Genomic DNA, 21,038 nt, shown 5'->3' on the forward strand with positions numbered 1-21,038 from the left:
AGTCCGCACGGAGCCCTGTTCATCGCCCGTTCACCGGGTGGCGATGGCCGGGTCGCTGACGCCGGGCAGCCCGTTCTCGACATGGCCGGCGAAGCCGCGCAGATAGCCGGGGTCGGCCTCCGAGGTGACGGTCAGGTCGTACCAGCGCCGGCTCGCCGTGAGGTCGACGGTGTGCCGCACGGTGGCGCCGGAGCGCACGGACACCGTGCAGGACGGGCCGCCGTAGCCGTCGGCCACCTTCAGCCGCACCGTCCCGGACGTCCGGTTGGTGAAGGTGAGTTCCAGGTCGTCACCGCTGTGCCGGGCGGTGACCTCCGGGCCCGCGACCTTGTTCCGGCCCTTGAACAGGCGCAGGAAGCCGTTGGGGCCGTGCACCGCGAGGTCGTAGGAGCCGCCGGACCAGGCCGAGTTCCAGGTGTCGGAGAGGGTCTTGCCGGCCTCGGTGGTGTAGGTCCAGGGGCCGTCGGTGCGGTTGCCCGAGGTGACGAGGAAGGCCGCGCCCGCCTCCGCCCCGGAGGCGAAGGTGAGCGTGAACGTCCCGGCCCCGGTGTCCGCCGCACCGTCCACCAACGGGGCGTACTTCAGCGGGCGGGTGGGGCGGCTGCCGCGCTCCTGCCGGGGCAGCGAGGGGTTGGCGGGCGGCTTGGGCACGTAGTCGGGGTGGCGGTCGCGGTCCGGCGGCGCGTAGCCGGCCGTGGACGGCAGCAGGGCCGGCCGGGTGTCCTTGCGGGAGAAGTCGAAGGCGCTGGTCAGGTCGCCGCAGATGGCCCGCCGCCAGGGCGAGATGTTCGGCTCGTGCACCCCGAAGCGGCGCTCGATGAACCGGATGACCGAGGTGTGGTCCAGGGTCTCGGAGCAGACGTAACCGCCCTTGCTCCACGGCGAGACGACCAGCATCGGCACGCGCTGGCCGAGTCCGTAGGGGCCGGCGACATGGCTCGCGTCCCCCTTGAACAGGTCGAGGGAGACGTCCACCGTCGACTTGCCCCGCGCGGCGGAGGCCGGCGGGAACGGCGGCAGGACGTGGTCGAAGAAGCCGTCGTTCTCGTCGTAGGTGAGGAACAGCGCGGTCTTGCCCCACACCTCGGGGTTGGTGGTCAGCGCGTCCAGGACCTGGGAGACGTACCAGGCGCCGTAGTTGGCGGGCCAGTTGGGGTGCTCGGTGAAGGCCTCGGGGGCGACGATCCAGGAGACCTGCGGCAGGGTGCCGGCCGTCACGTCCGCCTTCAGCCGGTCGAAGAAGCCCTCGCCCTTGGCGGCGTCGGTGCCGGTGCGGGCCTTGTCGTACAGCGGGTCGCCGGGCTTCGCGTCCCGGTACTGGTTGAAGTAGAGCAGCGAGTTGTCGCCGTAGTTGCCGCGGTAGGCGTCCTGGATCCAGCCCCAGCCGCCGTTCGCGTCGAGGCCGTCGCCGATGTCCTGGTAGATCTTCCAGGAGACGCCCGCCCGCTCCAGCCGCTCGGGGTACGTCGTCCAGCCGTACCCCTTCTCGTCGTTGCCGAGGACCGGACCGCCGCCCGTGCCGTCGTTGCCGACGTAGCCCGACCAGAGGTAGTAGCGGTTGGGGTCGGTGGAGCCCATGAAGGAGCAGTGGTAGGCGTCGCAGATGGTGAAGGCGTCCGCGAGCGCGTAGTGGAACGGGATGTCGTTCCGGGTCAGGTAGGCCATCGTCGTCGTCGACTTGGCCGGCACCCACTTGTCGTACGTGCCGTTGTCGAAGGCTGCGTGGGTGTCGTTCCAGCCGTGCGGCAGGTCCTGGATGAAGGCGAGGCCCAGGTCGTCGGCGTCCGGGTGGAAGGGCAGGATGTCCTTCGTGCCGTCGGACTGCTGCCAGACGGAGCGGCCGTTCTGTGTCACCGCACGCGGGTCGCCGAAGCCCCGGACCCCGTTGAGCGAGCCGAAGTAGTGGTCGAAGGAACGGTTCTCCTGCATCAGGACGACGATGTGCTCGACGTCTTCGAGCGTCCCGGTGCGGTAGTGGGCGGGCAGCGCGGCCGCGCGCTGGATGCTGCCGGACAGCGCCGTGAAGGCGCCGGTCGCCCCCGCTATCTGGAGGAAACGCCGCCGGTTGACTTCGGGCATGAGTGAGGGTCCTCTCGTCCTGACGTCGGTGGTGCCGCACGCCGTCGTGTGCCCGTCGCACGACGGGCGCATGACGGATTCTGCGCGGAGCGAGTGTTCCAAGAGCAACAAACGTCAGGGAAGGGGGTGGTGGCGCTCATGTGAAATCTCGGCGCGGGTCCGCGTGGCGCGGTGAAGGTGCCGGTGCGGCTCAGTCCTGGGCGGTGGGTACGACCGCCAGGTGCGCGGCGCCGCCCCGTGGCCGGCGCGGGCGGCGCACCGGCGCGGCGGTCCGGCGCGGGTCGCGCAGGACCATCGTCAGCCGCCGGTGGCCCAGCTCCCGCAGGGTCTGCGGGGTCTCCTCCACGATGCGGCACTCGGTGGGGCCCCGGCGCGGGTCCGGGTGGAGCAGCAGCCGGACGGCACCGTCGAGCCGGGTGCCGGACTCGCCGACGGCCCGGATCCAGTGCGGCAGCCCCTGCCGGTAGGCGGCCTCCATGATCGGGTCTTCGGCGATGTCGCGGCGGACCGACTGGAGTTCGTGGTCGTGGCCGTGGCTGTCCAGGGCCGACTTGAGGTGGGCCAGCATCGGCAGGCACCAGCCGGACTCGTGCTCGCCGAGGACGTCCGCCGCGTCCGGGTGGAAGAGCACGAACCGCAGGAAGTTCTCCGTCGGCATGGCCGTCGGATGCGGGCGCACGCCGTGGAAGAGCGTCCCGAAGGCGCCGTTGGCCAGTGCGACGTTCCAGCGGTGGTCGACGACCAGCGACGGGAACGGCAAAGAGTCCAGCAGCAGGGCGTAGTCCCTCAGGTACGCCTGGGTCCCGAAGGTGTCGGAGGTCTCGGGGACGGGCCGCGGTACCGGCCGCTGCCCTCCTGCCTGATGTGCCATCGGGAGGTCACCCCTCTTGCCTCTGCGGCCTTCACGCGGCGATGCGATCCTGCTGCCCCGCCGCGATCCATGTCAACTATCGTGGCATTTCATGCCGGTTGACGGCTGAAATTCGCCACAGTTGTGGCGAGACCTGGATGCGGGTTCTCGGCACCGGCTACTCTCCGGGAAGTTCACGGCGAGCGCTTGCAAAGAACACGCACGCGTCCGAAGCCCTCGAGAAACGTAGGAGTTCTGTCGGTGACCGATGGCTACGAGGATCCGGGCGCCGCGGCGACCGCTCAGCTGCCGGCCGTCGTCGCCCGCGTCACCGCCCTCGCCGACCGGCTCGGCGTGCCGCAGGCCGAGGTCTTCGACACCGGCCGGCTCTCCCTCGCCTGCGGGGTGCCGGAGCCGGTGGTCAAGGCTCTGCTCAGCGGCCGGCCGGCGGGCGAACCGGATGTCCAGTCCCGCTTCCTGCAACGCCTGGACCTGCTGCGCCGTACCCGCATGAAGCCCAACGGCCGCAAGTACACCCAGCAGGAGATCGCCGACGGCGCGGGCATGTCCCGGCAGCAGGCCGGGGCCCTCATCAACGGCGACCGGCGGCCCACCATGGAGCACTGCGACGCGCTCCAGCGCTTCTTCCGGGTGCACGCCGGCTTCCTCACCGCGGAGGACCCCGAGGCGCTGGCGGGCGCGCTCCAGCGCACCGAGCAGGAACTGCTCCAGAAGCTCGCCGACCGCGAGCGGGCCGCCGCCGTGACCGCCGAGGACCCGCTGGAGCGGCTGCTCCAGGACCACGGGGTGCGCGGAATCGCCTGGCGGGCCGCGCAGTTGCCCACCGACCAGCACCGGGACAAGGTCGCCGAGTGGCTGGACATGCTCCTGGAGAGCGTCAAGCGGCCCGAGGCGTGAGCCGGGGGCGGAAGACCGACCTCGACCTCGTCCTCGCGCTCCCGGCGCGTTTTCACCTCCGCTGAGCGGGCGAACCGGCGTGGGCCCGGGCGGCGTTGTCAGTGGCGGGCGGCAAGCTGGACCTGTGCGCCGTACGACACGGCGCGCGGCGCCAGCAGGGCGCGTGACCATGACGTCCACTCGGGGAGAGCCGACCGATGCCGACCGTCGTACTGACCGACCGTGAACGCACCGCTGTCCAGGCCTATCTGCGGCTGCTGCACACGGTGCGCGCCGCCCTCGACGGGCCACCGGGGAGCGAGGGGCCCGTCGTCGTGCCGCCCGCGGTGCTCGCCGAGGCGGACAGGGCCCTCGCCCGGGCGGGCCTCACGGGCACCGAGGAGGAGTTCTTCCGCCTGCTGCGCGCCTGGTGCCCGCCGGTGTGACCGCCGGGCACCGCGTCAGGAGTGCGGTACGACGACGGTGGTCATCACCACCTCGCCCCGCACCGCCCACCGGCCCTCGAAGGTCTGAAGACGCCGTCCGCCGACCAGCGGACCGGGGACGAGGAGTTCCGCGCGCAGCGTGCCGCTGGACTCGCCGCCGGGGCCGGAGTGCAGGGTGATGTCGGCCTCGGAGAAGTCGAGCCACTGCTGGGTGAGGGGGTACCAGGCCTTGTAGACGGACTCCTTGGCGCTGAACAGGATCCGGTCCCAGTGCACGGCGGGCCGCCGGCCGGCGAGCCGGGCGAGCCGCTCGCTCTCGGCGCGCAGGAACACGGAGGGGCCGACGCCGTCCGGGAGCGGCCCGTGCGGCTCGGCGTCGATGCCGAGGGAGGCCAGGTCGGTGGCGCGGACCAGTGCGGCGGCGCAGTAGCCGTCGCAGTGGGTCATGCTGCCGATGAGGCCGTCCGGCCAGCGCGGCGCGCCCCGCTCACCGCTGAGGACCGGCTGGGCGGGCACTCCGAGCTTCTCCATGGCCTCGCGGGCGCAGCCCCGTACGGCGGCGAACTCGCGGCGGCGCTTGTCCACCGCGCGGGCGACCAGCTGCGCCTCCTGCGGGTAGAGCGGGGACTCCCACAGCGGGTCGTCACGGTGTGCCTCCACGGCCACGACCGACTCCGGGAGCAGCTCCTCGATCACCTGCTTCGACCTCCAGCGGCAGGACGCGGCGCAGCCTTCCCGGGGGTTCCGGACGCTTGCGCCATTCACGGGGGTATCCCACCGAGACCTCCAGGAAGCGGACTCCGTCGTGCCAGGTGGTGCGGGGGATGTGGAGATGGCCGTAGACCATGGTCGCGACCCGGAACCGGCGGTGCCAGTCGGCGGTCAGCGTGGTGCCGCACCACATGGCGAACTCGGGGTGCCACAGGACCTCGGTGGGGTGCCGGTCCAGCGGATAGTGGGCCGCCAGCACGGTCGGCATGTCCGGGGGCAGCTCGGCGAGCCTGCGCTCGGTCTCGGCGACCCGGGCCCGGCACCACGCCTCGCGGCTCGGGTAGGGGTCGGGGTGCAGCAGGTACTCGTCGCTGCACACGATGCCGGTGCTCTCCGCGTAGGCCAGGCCCTGTTCCTTGGTGGTGCAGCCGGCGGGCAGGAAGGAGTAGTCGTACAGCAGGAAGAGCGGGGCGACGACGACCGGGCCGCCGGGGCCGTGCCACACCGGGTAGGGGTCCTCCGGGGTGACCACGCCGAGGTCGCGGCACATCTCGACCAGGAGTTCGTAGCGGGCGACGCCGCGCAGCGTGACGGTGTCCTTCGGGTGGGTCCACAGGTCGTGGTTGCCGGGGGCCCACAGCACCTTGCGGAAGCGGCCGGCGAGCGTGCTGAGGGTCCAGCGGATGTCGGCGACGGTCTCCGCGATGTCACCGGCGACGATCAGCCAGTCCTCGTCGCTGGTGGGGTGCATCTCCTCGACCAGGGTCCGGTTCTCCGGATAGGAGATGTGCAGATCGCTGATGGCCAGCAGCTGTCCGGCCCCGGCCGTCGACTCCACCCCGCGCCCCTTCCGATCACCAGCACGCCGAGTCCACAAGAACACATATCCGGACAGGGGACAAGGGGCCACCTGGCGGCCTGTCAGCTTCCTGCCCCGCCGAGCGGTGCCGCCCCGCCGAGGGGTACGGGACCGGCCCGTACGGCGCCGTGCGGAGCGCCCCGCGCACCTCCCCGGCGCGGTGTGCCGAGCGCGCGCGGCCGGCGTGCGACGAGCGCCGGCGGGCTTTGCGGGGCATCCGGGAAATCCGTAACACCCGCGTTGCACGCGGGGCCTCCGGCACGCCGTATGATCGCCCCGACACCGAAGCCCTCACTTCCCTTCTTGCAAGGGCTGTTTGGTGACCCTTCCTTCCTCCTGCCCGGGCACGGGCCGCCGAGCCCTGCCCGCACACCCGAAAGGCGGCCCGTATGTTCTCTCGCGTACGCGTATGGCTCAACCGCACGTACGCGGAGAACGTCTTCTTCATGGATCAGCTGCGGAGAAATCCCAGCGATCGCGCGGTGGAGATCCATGCGACGCACGGCGACCCCGACTCCCCCGTGCTGGCCGCCGCCGACACCGCCGACCTGGAGCCGGAGGGCCTGTCCCCGGCCGGCTATGTCGAGTACGCCCTCGACCAGTGCGCGCGCCGTGGCATCGACGTCTTCGTGCCGCGCCTGCACCAGGACGCGATCGTGGCACACCGCGCGGAGTTCGAGGCGGCGGGTACGGCGCTGCTGGCACCGACGCCCCAGGCGGTGGCGGTGTTCGAGGACAAGGCGACCGCGTACGAGGCGGTCGGCGCGATCGGGGTGCCGGCGCCGCCGTGGTGGCGGGTCCGGTCGGCGGAGCAACTCCTCGCCGCGGTGGAGGAGTTGGAGGCCGCCGGGCACAAGGCGTGCTTCAAGCCGGCGGCCGGTGCGGGCGGGGTCGGCTTCCGGGTGATCACCCGCGCGCCCTTCTCGCTCGCCCACCTCGACGGCTTCCCGGGGCCGTATGTGCAGCTGGACCTGGTTCTGGAGGCGCTGCGGCGGGCCGAGGGGCCCGTGGACTGGCTGGTGATGCCGCGCCTGGAGCAGCCGGAGGTGTCCGTGGACTGCCTGACCGGGCCCGACAACCGGGTGCGGATGGCGATCGGCCGTACCAAGAACGGCCGCCGCCGGGGCTTCACCCTGGACGAGCGGTGGCTGGAGCCGGCCCGGACGATCGCGGAGGGCTTCGGGCTGCACTACCTGTCCAACATCCAGTTCCGGATGTTCGGCGACCGCCCGGTGCTGCTCGACGTCAACACCCGGGCCGCCGGCGGCCTGCACCAGCTGTCGCTCTGCGGGGTGAACGCGCCCTGGGCCGCGGTGCAGCTGGCGCTGGGCGAGGACCCCGGTCCGGTCGAACCGCCGTTCCTCGGTGCGGACTACACGGTGGTGTCGGGACCGCGCCCGCTGCTGCCCACGCCGCTGCCGCGGCAGCGGACCGAGGAGGCCGGCCCGGCGGTACCGGCGGCCCCCGTCGCGCTGCCCGCGCAGCCGGCCGGAGCGGCGGCCCAGGCGCTGCCGCTCTAGACCCCCGGCCGGGCAGCGGGAATGACGGCGGCCGGCCGGGTCAGCGGGCCACGGCCAGCCGCAGCGTCCGCACCTCGAACGGGCGCAGGGTCACCGGTACGGCGTTCCCCTCGGATGGTGCCGGGCCGAGCGGCCGTTCCAGCAGGTCGGTGGTCTCGGCCCCGGCCAGCGGGAACCCGGTGTGCAGCACTCCGCTCGCGCGGCCGCCCCGGGACTCGTAGAGCCGGACCACCACGTCCCCGGAGCCGTCGTCGGCGAGCTTGACCGCCTCCACGGTCACGCCCTCCCCCACGACGGAGACGACGGGTGCGGGCGCGCCCGCGGCGTCCGCCGTGCGCAGCGGGAGGTTGAGGGCGTAGCCCTCGGCGACCGCGTCCTCGATGCTCGCGCCGGGCAGCAGCGCGTAGCTGAGGCGGTGCCGGCCCTGGTCGGCCTCGGGGTCGGGGATGCGCGGGGCACGGACCAGGCTGAGCCGGACCGTGGTGGTCGTACCCCCGTCCTCGCGGACGGTGCGGGTGACGTCGTGGCCGTAGGTGGAGTCGTTGACGACGGCGACGCCGTAGCCGGGCTCGGCGATGTGCACCCAGCGGTGGCAGGGGACCTCGAAGCGCGCCGCCTCCCAGCTGGTGTTGGTGTGGGTGGGGCGCTGGACATGCCCGAACTGGATCTCGGCGCTGGAGTGCGCGGCCCGGACGTCCACCGGGAAACCGGCCTTGAGGATCTTCTCGGTCTCGTGCCAGTCGATGTCCGTCTCGAAGTCGATGCGCGCGCTGCCCGCCCGGACGGTGATCGTCTGGGTGATCCGGGAGCCCTTGCCGAAGGCGCGGACGACCCGGACGGCGCCCACCAGCGGGGTGTCCTCGACGACGGTGACCGGCTCCGTCTCCAGCAGGTCGGTGTAGCGGTTGCGGTAGTGCTGGTCGATGTCCCAGGCGTCCCAGTGGTTGGGCAGATCGGTGTGCAGGCGCAGGAGGTTGCCGGGGCCGGCCAGGACCTCGCGGCCGGCCCGCAGGTCGTACACGGACGACAGGGTGCCGTCGGCCGCCACCCGCACCCGGACGATCCCGTTGTCGAGGACGTTCCCGCGCACCGTCACCGGGTGCGGGGGCTCGGCGGCGGTGAGGGGCGCGGAGCCGTTCGCGGGCACCCGTACGTACACCGGTGCGCCGTCGGCCGTACGGATCACCTCGGCGCGGTCCCGGGGGCTCGTGTTGAAGACGTGCGGGGCGCCGGGGCCGAGGGCGGCGATCGCCTCGGCCGTCAGCGTCTCGAGCTCCGCGGCCACCCGGGCGTACTCGGCCTCCGCCTCACGGTGCACCCAGGCGATGGAGGAGCCCGGCAGGATGTCGTGGAACTGGTGCAGCAGGACCGTCTTCCACAGCCGGTCCAGCCGCTCGTGGGGGTAGCTGTAGCCGGGGGCGTGCAGGGCGGCCGTGGTGGCCCACAACTCGGTCTCGCGCAGCAGGTGTTCGCAGCGCCGGTTGCCCTGCTTGGTGCGGGCCTGGGTGGTGTAGGTGGCGCGGTGCAGCTCCAGGTACAGCTCGCCGGCCCAGACCGGCGCGTTCGGGTACTCGGCGCGGGCCTTGGCGAAGAAGGCGTCGGGGTGCTCGATCTCGACCCTGGGCGAGCCTTCCAGGTCGCGCAGCCGCCGGGCCCGTTCCATGATCTCCCGGGTGGGTCCGCCGCCGCCGTCGCCCCAGCCGAAGGGGGCGAGGGAGCGGGTGGCGCCGCCCTTCTCGGCGTAGTTGCGCACGGCCCGGGACATCTCCTCGCCGCTGAAGCGGGCGTTGTAGGTGTCGATGGGCGGGAAGTGGGTGAAGATCCGGGTGCCGTCGATCCCCTCCCACCAGAAGGTGTGGTGCGGGAAGCGGTTCGTCTGGTTCCAGGAGATCTTCTGGGTGAGGAACCACTCGTTGCCGGCGAGCTTGGCGAGCTGCGGGTAGGCGGCGTTGTAGCCGAAGGAGTCCGGCAGCCACACGCCCTTGGTCTCGATGCCGAAGTGCTCGATGAAGAACCGCTTGCCGTGCACGAACTGGCGGGCGAGCGCCTCACCGCCGGGCAGATTGCCGTCGGCCTCCACCCACATGCCGCCGACCGGTGCCCACTGGCCCCTGGCCACCGCCTTCTTGATCCGCTCCCACACCGGCGGGCAGGTGTCCCGCACCCAGGCGTACTGCTGGGCCTGGGAGCAGGCGAAGACGAAGTCCTCGTACTCGTCGGCCAGGGCGGTGACGTTGGCGAAGGTCCGGGCGGTCTTGCGCTTGGTCTCCCGGACCGGCCACAGCCAGGCGGAGTCGATGTGCGCGTGGCCGACGCCGGACAGGATGTGCGCGCTGGCGTGGGCGGGCCGGGCCAGCGCCGGGCGCAGGGCCTCGCGTACGGCGGCTGCGGAGCCGGAGACGTCGTCCAGGTCGAGCAGGTCCATGGCCCGGTCCAGGGCGTGCATGATCTCGTGCCGGCGCGGGTCGTGCTCGCCCAGCTCCCGCATCAGTTCGCGCAGCACCTGGAGGTCCAGGTCGAGATGGAACACCTGCTCGTCGAGCACGGCCAGGTCGGCGCGGCGGAAGGTGTACAGGGGCCGGTCGCCGGCCGTCCGGATGTCGCCGAGCGGGGTCGGGCGGGCGAAGCCGTCGGCCAGGATGTCCGGGTTGGACGCGGCCTCCACCAGGTAGTCGACCGTCTCCCGGCCCACCGCCGGACGCGCCACCGGCACGTACTGGTTGAGCGGGTTGACCGCCTTCAGCGGGGTGCCGTCGGCGCGGTGCACCAGGGCCTCGGCCTGGTTGCCGGGCCAGTCGGTGGTGAACCCGAGGTCGATGACCGCCTCGACGCGCAGACCGGCCCAGTCGGCGGGGACCCGGCCGCGCATCCGGAACCAGGTCGTGCCCCAGGGCGGTCCCCACGGGGTGCCCATGGCGAACGGCCGGTACCCGGCGGCCGCGGCCTCGGCGAACGGCACCGGCTCGCCCGGCGCCTGCCAGGCCTGGACCTCCAGGGGGACGGTGGCGGCGTGGATCGCGGGCTTGATGCGCTGGGTGTGCAGGCGTTCCACGCGCCCTTCGATCCGGGGGCGTTCGTCGTGCATGGGGTCTCCAGGGGGAAACGGAGGCGGGGAGGCGGGGAGGCGGGGAGGCGGGGACGGAAAGCGCTTACATCATGCCTGTGTCCGAGGGGCGCCCGGGGTGAGGGGGCGCGTATCGGAGCGGGGTGTCTGCCGGCGGGGCTCTTACGTGAGGGAGCGGAGGCTCTTACTTGAGGTAGGCGAGTCCAGGATGGACCTCGATGTAGTCCTCCACCAGCCTGCGGGCGACGGTGACGGAGTCCACCAGCGGATGCAGTGCGAACGCCTTGACGGCGGTGGCCCGGGAACCGGACTCGGCGGCGGCGAGCACCTCGCGCTCGACGGCCTTGACCGCGCACACCAGCCCGGTGGCGTGGCCGGGCAGCGGTGCGGCGGCGAGCGGCTGGGCACCGCTCGCGTCGACCAGGCAGGGCACTTCGATGACCGCGTCGGCGTCGAGGGCGGCCAGGGTGGAGCGGTTGCGCACATTGAGGATCAGGGTGGCGCGTTCGTTCCGGGCGATGGCCCGCATCAGGGCGAGGGCGACCTTCTCGTAGCCGCCGGAGAGGTCGTCGGCCTCGCGCTCGCCGGCCCCGGCGCTCTCCCGGTTCTCGGCCATGTAGGTCGCCTCGCGCTCGGCGCGGGTGCGGTCCCAGGCGCGCAGCGCGGAGCCGCCGGGGGTGCCGGCCTCGGTGTAGAAGCGGGCCTGCTGGTGGTGCAGGAAGGCACCGCGGGTCTGCTCGGCCTCCTGGTAGGCGCGGACGGTGTCCCGGGTGAAGTAGTAGTAGTGCAAGTACTCGTTGGGGATCGCGCCGAGCGACTGGAGCCAGTCGGCGCCGAAGAGCCTGCCCTCCTCGAAGGAGCCGAGCAGTGCCGGGTCGGCGAGCAGACGCGGCAGCTCGTCACGGCCGGCGACACGCAGCCCGCGGACCCAGCCGAGGTGGTTGAGGCCGACGTAGTCGACATAGGCCGCCGCCGGGTCGGCGCCGAGCACCCGGGCGATACGGCGGCCGAGGCCGACCGGCGAGTCGCAGATGCCGATGACCCGGTCGCCGAGGTAGCGGGACATGGCCTCGGTGACCAGGCCGGACGGGTTGGTGAAGTTGATGACCCAGGCGTCGGGGGCGAGCCGGGCCACGCGCCGGGCGATGTCGACGGCGACGGGTACGGTGCGCAGGCCGTAGGCGATGCCGCCGGCGCCCACGGTCTCCTGGCCGAGGACGCCGTGCGCGAGCGCGACCCGCTCGTCGTTCGCCCTGCCCTCCAGGCCGCCGACGCGGATCGCGGAGAAGACGAAGTCGGCGCCGGCGAGGGCCTCGTCGAGATCGGTGGTGGCGGTCACCCGCGGGGCGTCGGGGAGGCCGGCAGCCTGTTCGTCCAGCACCCGGCTCACCGCGTACAGCCGGCGGTCGTCCAGGTCGTGCAGGACGACCTCGGTGATCCGGCCCTCGCCGCGGTCGGTGAGCAGCGCGCCGTACACCAGCGGCACCCGGAATCCGCCGCCTCCCAGAATTGTCAGCCTCACCTCAGCACCCTTCCCGAGTCCCCGGCCGGGAACGCTACCCGCCGTTTCCGATCATTCCACGCTCGGATCACCGGCCCGGCTCGGCGGGGCGCTCAGTCGAGGCAGAACTCGTTGCCCTCGACGTCCTGCATCACGATGCACGACTCGTTCTCCTCGTCGGCGGGCAGCAGGCGCACGCGGGTGGCGCCGAGCGCGACCAGCCGGGCGCACTCGGCCTCGAGCGTGGCGAGGCGCTCCGCGCCCACGAGCCCGGTGCCGGCGCGCACATCGAGATGCACCCGGTTCTTGACGACCTTGCCCTCGGGCACGCGCTGGAAGAACAGCCGCGGACCCACGCCGGTGGGGTCACTGCACGCGAACCAGGCACCCTGCTGCTCGGGCGGCAGGGAACGGTTGTAGTCGTCCCAGGTCGCGAACCCGTCCGGGACCGGCGGGGCGACGTACCCCAGCACCTCGCACCAGAAGCGGGCGACGCGCTCGGGTTCGGCGCAGTCGAAGGTGACCTGGAACTGCTTGACCGATGCCATCCGGCCACCGTAGCAGGGGGCTCGGAGCGGGCTCGGCGCCAACTGCCGCGCAGGCGGCGCGGTCTGCGCGGGTACGGGTGGCTTCATCCGGTGAACTTCCGTGGCTCGTACGGAGTTTGGTTGCTTCAAGGCTTGACGGCCGGGGGCCCGGGGAGCACATTGGCGGCACCGTGAGAGCGCTCTCAGGGAAATGCCGGGAGCGCTCTCAGCAACCCCCCGCACAGTCCCCCGTACCCGAGAGGCCTCCCCCATGAGCGCATCCTCCGGCACACCCAGACCCCGCCCGCTGCGGCGCACGCTCCTCGCCGTCGTCGCGACGCTCGGCCTGGCCGCGGCCGCCGCGACGGCCGCCACCGCACCCGCCGACGCCTCCGCCCCCGCGCCCCCGTCCGGCTGGAACCAGGTCTTCCTGGACGACTTCAACGGCGCGGCCGGCTCCGGCGTCAACACCTCCAACTGGCAGTACGACACCGGGACGTCGTACCCGGGCGGAGCCGGCAACTGGGGCACCGGCGAGGTCGAGTCGATGACCTCCAGCACCAGCAACGTCTCCCTGGACGGCAACGGCAACCTGCTCATCACCCCGCGCCGGGACGCCTCCGGCAACTGGACCTCCGGCCGGATCGAGACCACCCGCACCGACTTCCAGCCCCCGGCGGGCGGCAAGCTGCGGGTCGAGGCCCGCATCCAGATGCCGAACGTGACCGGTGACGCGGCCGCCGGCTACTGGCCCGCCTTCTGGATGCTGGGCGCGCCGTTCCGGGGCAACTACCAGAACTGGCCGAGCGTCGGCGAGCTGGACATCATGGAGAACGTCCAGGGCCTGAACAAGACCTGGGCCACCATGCACTGCGGCACCAACCCGGGCGGCCCGTGCAACGAGACGTCCGGACTGGGCAATTCCACCGCCTGTCCGGGCAGCACCTGCCAGTCGGGATTCCACACGTACACCATGGAGTGGGACCGATCGGTGAGCCCCGAGGCGATCCGCTTCTACGTCGACGGGGTGAACTACCAGACCGTCACCGCGGCCCAGATGGACGCGACCACCTGGGCCAACGCCACGAACCACGGCTTCTTCGTCATCCTGAACGTGGCGATGGGCGGCGGCTTCCCGGGGGCGTTCGGCGGTGGCCCGACCGGCGCGACGGAATCCGGCCACCCGATGGTCGTGGACTATGTGCAGGTGCTGTCGTCCGGCGGGAGCGGCGGCACCACTCCCCCGCCCTCCGGCGGCCGGGACGCCTACAGCCCCATCCAGGCCGAGTCGTACGACGGCCAGTCCGGCCTCGGCACCGAGACCACGACCGACACCGGCGGCGGCCAGGACGTCGCCTACGTCTCGAACAGTGACTGGGCGCTGTACAAGGGCGTGAAATTCGGCTCCACGGCGGCCACCCAGTTCTACGCGCGGGTCGCCAGCGGTGCCGCGTCCGGGGTCAGCGGCCTGGTCCAGGTGCGCCTGGACAGCGCCACCAGCACCCCGGTCGGCAGCTTCGCCGTCGCCAACACGGGCGGCTGGCAGTCCTGGCGGACGGTCCCGGCCAACATCGGCGCGGTGACCGGCACCCACGATGTGTACCTGACCTTCTCCAGCGGCCAGCCGTCCGACTTCGTGAACGTCAACTGGTTCGACTTCGGCCACTGACGAGGCCACTGACGATCCGGCACCGAGGGCCGGCCGCGCGATCGCGGCCGGCCTTCGGCGTGCCCCTCGCCGGGCGTCTCAGCGCAGTTCCGCGCGGAATGCCACCGGGGTCTGTCCGGTGTGCAGGTGGAAGTACTTGGAGAAGTTGGCCGCGTCGGGGAAGCCGACGGCCGCTCCGACGCGGCCGATCGGCAGGTCCGTGTGGGCGAGCAGGCGCTTGGCCTCCAGGACGACGCGCTTGTCGATGAAGCCCTTGGGGGTCTCGCCGGTGGCGGCGCGGACCGCGCGGACCAGGGTGCGACGGGAGTAGCCGAGGGCGTCGGCGTAGGCGCTGACGCTGTGGTTGGCGGCGAAGCCCTGCTCGACGGCGTCGCGGAACCGGGTGAAGGTGCTGTCGGGGTGCTGCCGCGAGGCCTCCGGGGAGCTGGCCGCGAGATGGGCGAGCCGCAGCAGGAACGCGGTCAGGGTGTGCCGCAGCACGGCCGTGTGCAGGCTGAGCGGGAGCGTGCTGGTGTCCTCGTACTCCCGGCACAGCTGGCCGAGGGCCGCCTGGAGCGCGGTGAGCTGGGCGGGGTCGGGGTGCAGCAGCGGCGGGAGGTCGTAGCGGTACAGGCCGGTGGCCTCGACGGTGGCGCGGGGCAGGAAGCCGGGCTGCATGGTGAGGACCGTTCCGCGGTACACGCTCTCCCGGGAGAAGCGGTGGACCTGTCCGGGGCGGATCCACAGCAGGTCGCCGGCGTCCGCCTCGTACTCGGCGAAGTCGACCATGTGCCGCACCGGCCCGTCGGTGAAGAGCATGACGACGTGGAAGTCGATGCGGTGGACGCGGTCGAGGGGGGCGTCGGCGTGCCAGGTGCGACCGGTCCCCATCGGTCCGATCTGCATGCCGACACCGCCGACGGCCAGCTCGGCGGGGAAGGGGAAGGTCCTGATGACGTCGCCGTCCCCGGCGCTGTCACCGCCCGTCGCACTGCCGTCGGCTTGTGGCGTTCTGTCAGCCATGTCCTGTTCGCGCCGTCCCTGTTCCCTGATCGCTGTCCCAGATTCACCACAGACTGACACACCCCGACCTTCCCTCGAAAAAGTCAGACTTTTAAGTTTGAACGCGTCCGAGCAGCCTTCCCGCACTGAACGAGGACTTCTTGAAGATGAGCACGCAGACTTCCGACGGTTTCGAGTGGACCGACCTGGACCGGCGTGCCGTGGACACGGCCCGTCTGCTGGCCGCCGACGCGGTGCAGAAGGTCGGCAACGGCCACCCGGGCACCGCGATGAGCCTGGCGCCTGCCACGTACACGATCTTTCAGAAGGTGATGCGTCATGATCCGGCCGACCCGGAGTGGGCCGGCCGTGACCGCTTCGTGCTGTCCCCCGGCCACACCTCGCTGACCCTCTACACGCAGCTGTTCCTGGCCGGGTACGAGCTGGAGCTGGACGACCTGAAGGCCTTCCGGACGCAGGGCTCGAAGACGCCGGGCCACCCGGAGTACGGGCACACCGCCGGGGTCGAGACCACGACGGGTCCGCTCGGCCAGGGTGTCGCCAACGCGGTCGGCATGGCGATGGCGGCCCGCTACGAGCGCGGCCTGTTCGATCCGGAGGCCCCCGCGGGCACCTCCCCCTTCGACCACACCGTCTGGGCGATCGTCTCGGACGGCGACCTGGAGGAGGGCGTCTCCGCCGAGGCCTCCTCGCTGGCCGGCCATCAGAAGCTCGGCAACCTGGTCTTCCTCTACGACGACAACCACATCTCCATCGAGGGCGACACGGCGACCGCCTTCTCGGAGGACGTGCTGAAGCGGTACGAGGCCTACGGCTGGCACACCCAGCGCATCGAGCCCACCCCCGAGGGCGACGTGGACGTCCGGGCCCTGCACGCGGCGCTGAAGGCCGCGCAGGCGGAGACCGAGCGGCCGTCGATCATCGCGATGCGCACGATCATCGCCTGGCCGGCCCCGAACGCGCAGAACACCGAGGCCTCCCACGGCTCGGCGCTCGGCGCGGAGGAGATCGCCGCCACCAAGCGCGTGCTCGGCTTCGACCCCGAGCAGACCTTCCAGGTCGAGGACGAGGTCATCGCCCACACCCGGCGGGCCCTGGACCGGGGTGCCGAGGCGCACGCGGCCTGGGAGAAGCGGATCGCCGAGTGGCGCACGGCCCAGCCGGCGCGGGCCGAGCTGTTCGACCGCGTCAGCAAGGGCGAGCTGCCCGCCGGCTGGGAGGACGCGCTGCCCGTCTTCGAGGAGGGCCGGTCCGTCGCCACCCGTGCCGCCTCCGGCAAGGTGCTCCAGGCGCTCGGCCCGGTGATCCCCGAGCTGTGGGGCGGCTCCGCCGACCTCGCCGGGTCGAACAACACCACCATCGACAAGGACAGCTCCTTCCTGCCGAAGGGCAACCCGCTGCCGGAGGCCGACCCGTACGGCCGTACCGTCCACTTCGGCATCCGCGAGTTCTCCATGGCCGCGGAGATGAACGGCATCGCCCTGCACGGCAACACCCGGATCTACGGCGGCACCTTCCTGGTGTTCTCCGACTACATGCGCAACGCGGTGCGGATGGCGGCGCTGATGCAGCTGCCGGTGACGTACGTGTGGACGCACGACTCCATCGGTCTGGGCGAGGACGGCCCGACCCACCAGCCGGTGGAGCACCTGGCCTCGCTGCGCGCCATCCCGGGCCTGAACGTCGTCCGCCCGGCCGACGCCAACGAGACCGCGATCGCCTGGGCCGAGATCCTGAAGAGGCACGCCACCGACCCCGCCCCGCACGGGCTCGCGCTCACCCGCCAGGGCGTGCCGGTCTACGCGCCGAACGCCGACGCGGCCAAGGGCGGCTATGTGCTGCGCGAGTCCTCGACGGAGGTCCCGGAGGTGATCATCATCGCGACGGGCTCCGAGGTGCAGCTGGCCGTGGCCGCCCGCGAGCTGCTGGAGGCCGAGGGCACGGGCACCCGCGTGGTGTCGATGCCGTCGGTGGAGTGGTTCGAGGAGCAGCCCCGCGCGTACCGCGAGAGCGTGCTGCCGCCCGCCGTGAAGGCCCGGGTCGCGGTGGAGGCCGGGATCGGCCTGACCTGGTACCGGTACGTGGGTGACGCGGGGCGGATCGTCTCGCTCGAACACTTCGGTGCCTCCGCCGACGCCACGACCCTCTTCACCGAGTTCGGCTTCACCCCCGAGAACGTCGCCGCCACGGCCCGCGAGTCGCTCGCCGCCGCGCGCGCCTGACCCCGACGCCCGACTCCTTCCCGAGAGAAAGAAAGACGATCACTGTGACCGAAGCAATCGCGACCCCGGGAGCCCTCAAGCGCCTCGCCGACGAGGGCGTGTCGATCTGGCTCGACGACCTGTCGCGCAAGCGGATCACCTCGGGCGGCCTCGCCGAGCTGGTGGCGAACGGAAGCGCCGTCGGCGTCACCACCAACCCCTCGATCTTCCAGGCCGCCATTGGCTCCGGCGAGGGGTACGAGGAGCAGCTCACCGACCTCGCCGTACGCGGTGTGACGGTGGACGAGGCCGTGCGGATGATGACGACCGCCGACGTGCGCGCCGCCGCGGACATCCTGCGCCCGGTGTACGACCGCACGGACGGCCGCGACGGCCGGGTCTCCATCGAGGTCGACCCGCGTCTCGCCCACGACACCCGGGCGACCGTCGCCGAGGCCAAGCAGCTGGCCTGGCTGGTCGACCGCCCCAACGTGATGATCAAGATCCCGGCGACCGAGGCGGGCCTGCCGGCGATCACCGAGGTCATCGGCCTCGGCATCAGCGTCAACGTCACGCTGATCTTCTCCCTGGAGCGCTACCGCGCGGTCATGGACGCCTACCTGGCCGGTCTGGAGAAGGCCCGGGAGCGCGGCCTGGACCTGTCGCTGATCCACTCCGTGGCGTCCTTCTTCGTCTCCCGGGTCGACTCCGAGATCGACAAGCGTCTGGACGGCATCGGCACCGACGAGGCCCTCGCCCTCAAGGGCCGCGCGGCCCTCGCCAACGCCCGGCTCGCCTACGAGGCCTACGAGGAGGTCTTCGGCTCCGCGCGGTGGCTGGCGCTGGCCGGGGCGAAGGCGAACAAGCAGCGTCCGCTGTGGGCGTCCACCGGGGTGAAGGATCCCGCGTACAAGGACACTCTGTACGTGGACGAACTGGTCGCGCCGGGCACCGTCAACACCATGCCGGAGGCCACGCTGAACGCCGTCGCCGACCACGGCGAGATCACCGGTGACACGGTCACCGGCGGCTATGCGCAGGCCCGCGCCGACCTGGCCGCCGTCGAGCGGCTCGGCATCTCCTACGACGAGGTCGTCCAGCAGCTGGAGGACGAGGGCGTCGCCAAGTTCGAGGTGGCCTGGCAGGACCTGCTGGACGCCGTCACGACGTCCCTGAAGAGCAAGGGAGCTGACGCCCGATGACCGACAACGCATCCGCAGCCCAGGCGGCGCCCGAGGAGGTGCGCGTACCGGTTCTCCCGGCCGCCGACTGGGTCAACCCGCTCCGGGACGCCCGCGACCGCCGGCTGCCGCGCATCGCCGGCCCGTCCGGGCTGGTCATCTTCGGTGTGACCGGTGACCTGTCCCGCAAGAAGCTGATGCCGGCCGTGTACGACCTGGCCAACCGCGGTCTGCTGCCGCCGGGCTTCTCCCTGGTCGGCTTCGCCCGCCGGGAGTGGGAGGACCAGGACTTCGCGCAGGTCGTCCACGACTCCGTGCGCGAGCACTCCCGCACCCCCTTCCGCGAGGAGGTGTGGCAGCAGCTCGCCGAGGGCATGCGGTTCATCCCCGGCGACTTCGACGACGACACCGCGTTCAAGCAGCTCAAGGACGCCGTCGAGGAGCTGGACGCCTCCCGCGGCACCGGCGGCAACTTCGCGTTCTACCTCTCGGTGCCGCCGAAGTTCTTCCCGAAGGTCGTGCAGCAGCTGAAGAAGCACGGCCTGGCCACTCCGCCCGAGGGCTCCTGGCGGCGCGCGGTCATCGAGAAGCCCTTCGGCCACGACCTCGCCAGCGCCCGCGAGCTGAACGCGATCGTGCACGACGTGTTCGAGCCGGACCAGGTGTTCCGGATCGACCACTACCTGGGCAAGGAGACCGTCCAGAACATCCTGGCGCTGCGCTTCGCCAACCAGATGTACGAGCCGATCTGGAACCGGTCGTACGTCGACCATGTGCAGATCACCATGGCCGAGGACATCGGCATCGGCGGCCGCGCCGGCTACTACGACGGCATCGGCGCCGCCCGTGACGTCATCCAGAACCACCTGCTCCAGCTGCTCGCGCTGACCGCGATGGAGGAGCCCATCGCGTTCGACGCGGAGGCGCTGCTCACCGAGAAGCTGAAGGTGCTGAAGTCGGTGCGGCTGCCCGAGGACCTGGGCGGGCACACCGTGCGCGGGCAGTACGCGGGCGGCTGGCAGGGCGGCGAGAAGGTCCTCGGCTACCTCGAGGAGGACGGCATCGACCCGAAGTCGAAGACCGACACCTTCGCGGCGATCAAGCTGGGCATCGACAACCGCCGCTGGGCGGGCGTCCCCTTCTATCTGCGCACCGGCAAGCGGCTCGGCCGCCGCGTGACGGAGATCGCGGTGGTCTTCAAGCGCGCCCCGCACTCCCCCTTCGACTCCACGGCGACCGAGGAGCTGGGGCAGAACGCGATCGTGATCCGGGTCCAGCCGGACGAGGGCATGACCGTGCGGTTCGGCTCCAAGGTGCCGGGCACTTCGATGGAGATCCGGGACGTGTCCATGGACTTCGCGTACGGCGAGTCGTTCACGGAGTCCAGCCCGGAGGCGTACGAGCGGCTCATCCTGGACGTGCTGCTCGGCGACGCCAACCTCTTCCCGCGCACGGAGGAGGTCGAGGAGTCCTGGAAGATCCTCGATCCGATCGAGGAGTACTGGGCGGCGCACGGCCGGCCGGCGCAGTACGCGTCGGGCAGCTGGGGACCGAGGGAAGCCGACGAGATGCTCGCACGAGACGGACGGAGCTGGCGCAGGCCATGAAGATCGACCTGACCGACACCACGGCAAGCAAGATCAACAAGGCGCTGGTGGAGGGCCGCCGCGCGATCGGCACACCCGCCGTGGGCATGGTCCTGACGATGGTCATCGTCACGGACGAGGAGAACGCCTACGACTCGCTGAAGGCCGCCGAGGACGCCTCCCGCGAGCACCCCTCGCGCACCCTGGTGGTGATCAAGCGGCAGGCCCGCACCCTGCGCGACCGCACCCACTCCCGGCTGGACGCCGAGGTCCGGGTCGGCTCCGAGGCCGGCACCGGCGAGACCGTCGTGCTGCGCACCTACGGCGAGGCCTCCGACCACGCCGACTCGGTGGTGCTGCCGCTGCTGCTGCCGGACGCCCCGGTGGTCGTGTGGTGGCCGGTGGACGCGCCCGACGCCCCCTCCAAGGACCCGCTGGGGGTGCTGGCCCAGCGCCGGATCACCGACCTGTACGCGGTCGAGCGGCCGCTGGAGGTGCTGGAGACCCGGATGCGCAACTACGCGCCCGGCGACACCGACCTCGCCTGGACCCGGCTCACCCCGTGGCGCTCGATGCTGGCCGCCGCGCTGGACCAGGCGCGGGCGCGGATCACCTCGGCCGCCGTCGAGGCGGAGGCCGACAACCCCAGCGCCGAGCTGCTCGCCCGCTGGCTGGAGGCCCGCCTCGGCGTCGCTGTGGAGCGCGTGGTCACCACCGGGCCGGTCGTCACCGCCGTACGCCTGGGTACCGCCGACGGCGAGATCGTCATCGACCGCCCCGAGGGCCCGCTCGCCACGCTGTCCCTGCCGGGCCAGCCGCCGCGCACCCTCGCCCTGAAGGTCCGCGCCACCTCCGAACTCATCGCCGAGGAGCTGCGCCGCCTCGACGCCGACGAGATGTACGCCATCGCCCTCCAGGGCGTGGCCGCCAAGGAGACCGCCTGAG

The 21,038-nt window shown here is 72.1% G+C and carries 16 protein-coding genes; 8 read left to right on the plus strand and 8 right to left on the minus strand.

Annotation, left to right across the window (positions count from 1 at the left end; genetic code table 11):
- Positions 1–30: 30 nt before the first annotated feature.
- Positions 31–2,079 (minus strand): phosphocholine-specific phospholipase C, encoded by a 2,049-nt coding sequence (locus tag ACFVIU_RS36940; protein ID WP_385848025.1) that lies wholly within the window; start codon positions 2,077–2,079, stop codon positions 31–33.
- Positions 2,080–2,269: 190 nt separating this feature from the next.
- Positions 2,270–2,950, minus strand: a complete 681-nt coding sequence (locus ACFVIU_RS36945) for a hypothetical protein (RefSeq protein WP_385848027.1) — start codon at positions 2,948–2,950, stop codon at positions 2,270–2,272.
- Positions 2,951–3,190: 240 nt separating this feature from the next.
- Between ACFVIU_RS36945 and ACFVIU_RS36950 the strand changes: the two genes are divergently transcribed.
- On the plus strand, positions 3,191–3,847 hold the full coding sequence (locus ACFVIU_RS36950) for a helix-turn-helix domain-containing protein (RefSeq protein ID WP_385848029.1): 657 nt from the start codon (positions 3,191–3,193) through the stop codon (positions 3,845–3,847).
- 197 nt (positions 3,848–4,044) lie between these two features.
- Positions 4,045–4,272 (plus strand): hypothetical protein, encoded by a 228-nt coding sequence (locus ACFVIU_RS36955; protein WP_385848030.1) that lies wholly within the window; start codon positions 4,045–4,047, stop codon positions 4,270–4,272.
- 15 nt (positions 4,273–4,287) lie between these two features.
- Here the strand turns inward: ACFVIU_RS36955 and ACFVIU_RS36960 are convergent, their stop codons facing one another.
- Together ACFVIU_RS36960 and ACFVIU_RS36965 are read right to left on the minus strand one after the other, a co-directional pair.
- Complete coding sequence (locus ACFVIU_RS36960; RefSeq protein WP_385848032.1) at positions 4,288–4,968, minus strand: 4'-phosphopantetheinyl transferase; 681 nt, start codon at positions 4,966–4,968, stop codon at positions 4,288–4,290.
- Complete coding sequence (locus ACFVIU_RS36965; RefSeq protein WP_385848033.1) at positions 4,916–5,821, minus strand: metallophosphoesterase family protein; 906 nt, start codon at positions 5,819–5,821, stop codon at positions 4,916–4,918. The genes ACFVIU_RS36960 and ACFVIU_RS36965 overlap by 53 nt, the downstream gene beginning before the upstream one ends.
- Positions 5,822–6,231: 410 nt before the next feature.
- Here ACFVIU_RS36965 and ACFVIU_RS36970 point away from each other — a divergent pair, with 410 nt between their 5' ends.
- Entirely contained in the window at positions 6,232–7,362 is a 1,131-nt protein-coding gene (locus ACFVIU_RS36970; RefSeq protein WP_385848034.1) for an ATP-grasp domain-containing protein, read from the plus strand.
- A gap of 40 nt (positions 7,363–7,402) precedes the next feature.
- On the opposite strand, the gene ACFVIU_RS36975 is transcribed toward ACFVIU_RS36970, so the two are convergent.
- The 3 genes from ACFVIU_RS36975 to ACFVIU_RS36985 all read right to left on the minus strand — a co-directional run bounded on the left by ACFVIU_RS36975 (position 7,403) and on the right by ACFVIU_RS36985 (position 12,475).
- Positions 7,403–10,447, minus strand: coding sequence for an alpha-mannosidase (locus ACFVIU_RS36975; protein WP_385848035.1), 3,045 nt, complete (start codon positions 10,445–10,447; stop codon positions 7,403–7,405).
- 163 nt (positions 10,448–10,610) lie between these two features.
- Positions 10,611–11,948, minus strand: a complete 1,338-nt coding sequence (locus ACFVIU_RS36980) for a 6-phospho-beta-glucosidase (protein WP_385848037.1) — start codon at positions 11,946–11,948, stop codon at positions 10,611–10,613.
- Positions 11,949–12,040: 92 nt separating this feature from the next.
- The gene (locus tag ACFVIU_RS36985; protein ID WP_385848039.1) at positions 12,041–12,475 is read right to left on the minus strand and encodes a VOC family protein; all 435 of its coding nucleotides are present in this window, start codon (positions 12,473–12,475) and stop codon (positions 12,041–12,043) included.
- Positions 12,476–12,725: 250 nt separating this feature from the next.
- Here ACFVIU_RS36985 and ACFVIU_RS36990 point away from each other — a divergent pair, with 250 nt between their 5' ends.
- On the plus strand, positions 12,726–14,123 hold the full coding sequence (locus ACFVIU_RS36990) for a glycoside hydrolase family 16 protein (protein WP_385848040.1): 1,398 nt from the start codon (positions 12,726–12,728) through the stop codon (positions 14,121–14,123).
- A 78-nt stretch (positions 14,124–14,201) separates the two neighbouring features.
- On the opposite strand, the gene ACFVIU_RS36995 is transcribed toward ACFVIU_RS36990, so the two are convergent.
- On the minus strand, positions 14,202–15,125 hold the full coding sequence (locus ACFVIU_RS36995) for a helix-turn-helix domain-containing protein (protein WP_385848041.1): 924 nt from the start codon (positions 15,123–15,125) through the stop codon (positions 14,202–14,204).
- A gap of 146 nt (positions 15,126–15,271) precedes the next feature.
- Between ACFVIU_RS36995 and tkt the strand changes: the two genes are divergently transcribed.
- From tkt to opcA, 4 genes are read left to right on the plus strand one after another with little or no spacing between them, the layout of a single operon-like run.
- The gene (gene tkt, locus ACFVIU_RS37000) at positions 15,272–17,347 is read left to right on the plus strand and encodes a transketolase (protein WP_385848043.1); all 2,076 of its coding nucleotides are present in this window, start codon (positions 15,272–15,274) and stop codon (positions 17,345–17,347) included.
- A gap of 44 nt (positions 17,348–17,391) precedes the next feature.
- Positions 17,392–18,528: a transaldolase gene (gene tal, locus ACFVIU_RS37005; RefSeq protein ID WP_385848044.1), complete on the plus strand. Its 1,137-nt coding sequence runs from the start codon at positions 17,392–17,394 to the stop codon at positions 18,526–18,528.
- The gene (zwf, locus tag ACFVIU_RS37010; protein ID WP_385848045.1) at positions 18,525–20,114 is read left to right on the plus strand and encodes a glucose-6-phosphate dehydrogenase; all 1,590 of its coding nucleotides are present in this window, start codon (positions 18,525–18,527) and stop codon (positions 20,112–20,114) included. Before tal ends, zwf begins: the two co-directional genes overlap by 4 nt.
- Entirely contained in the window at positions 20,111–21,037 is a 927-nt protein-coding gene (opcA, locus tag ACFVIU_RS37015) for a glucose-6-phosphate dehydrogenase assembly protein OpcA (protein ID WP_385848046.1), read from the plus strand. Before zwf ends, opcA begins: the two co-directional genes overlap by 4 nt.
- Position 21,038 lies beyond the last annotated feature (1 nt).

Source organism: Streptomyces sp. NPDC127190 (genome assembly GCF_042672505.1).
Classification (GTDB): domain Bacteria; phylum Actinomycetota; class Actinomycetes; order Streptomycetales; family Streptomycetaceae; genus Streptomyces.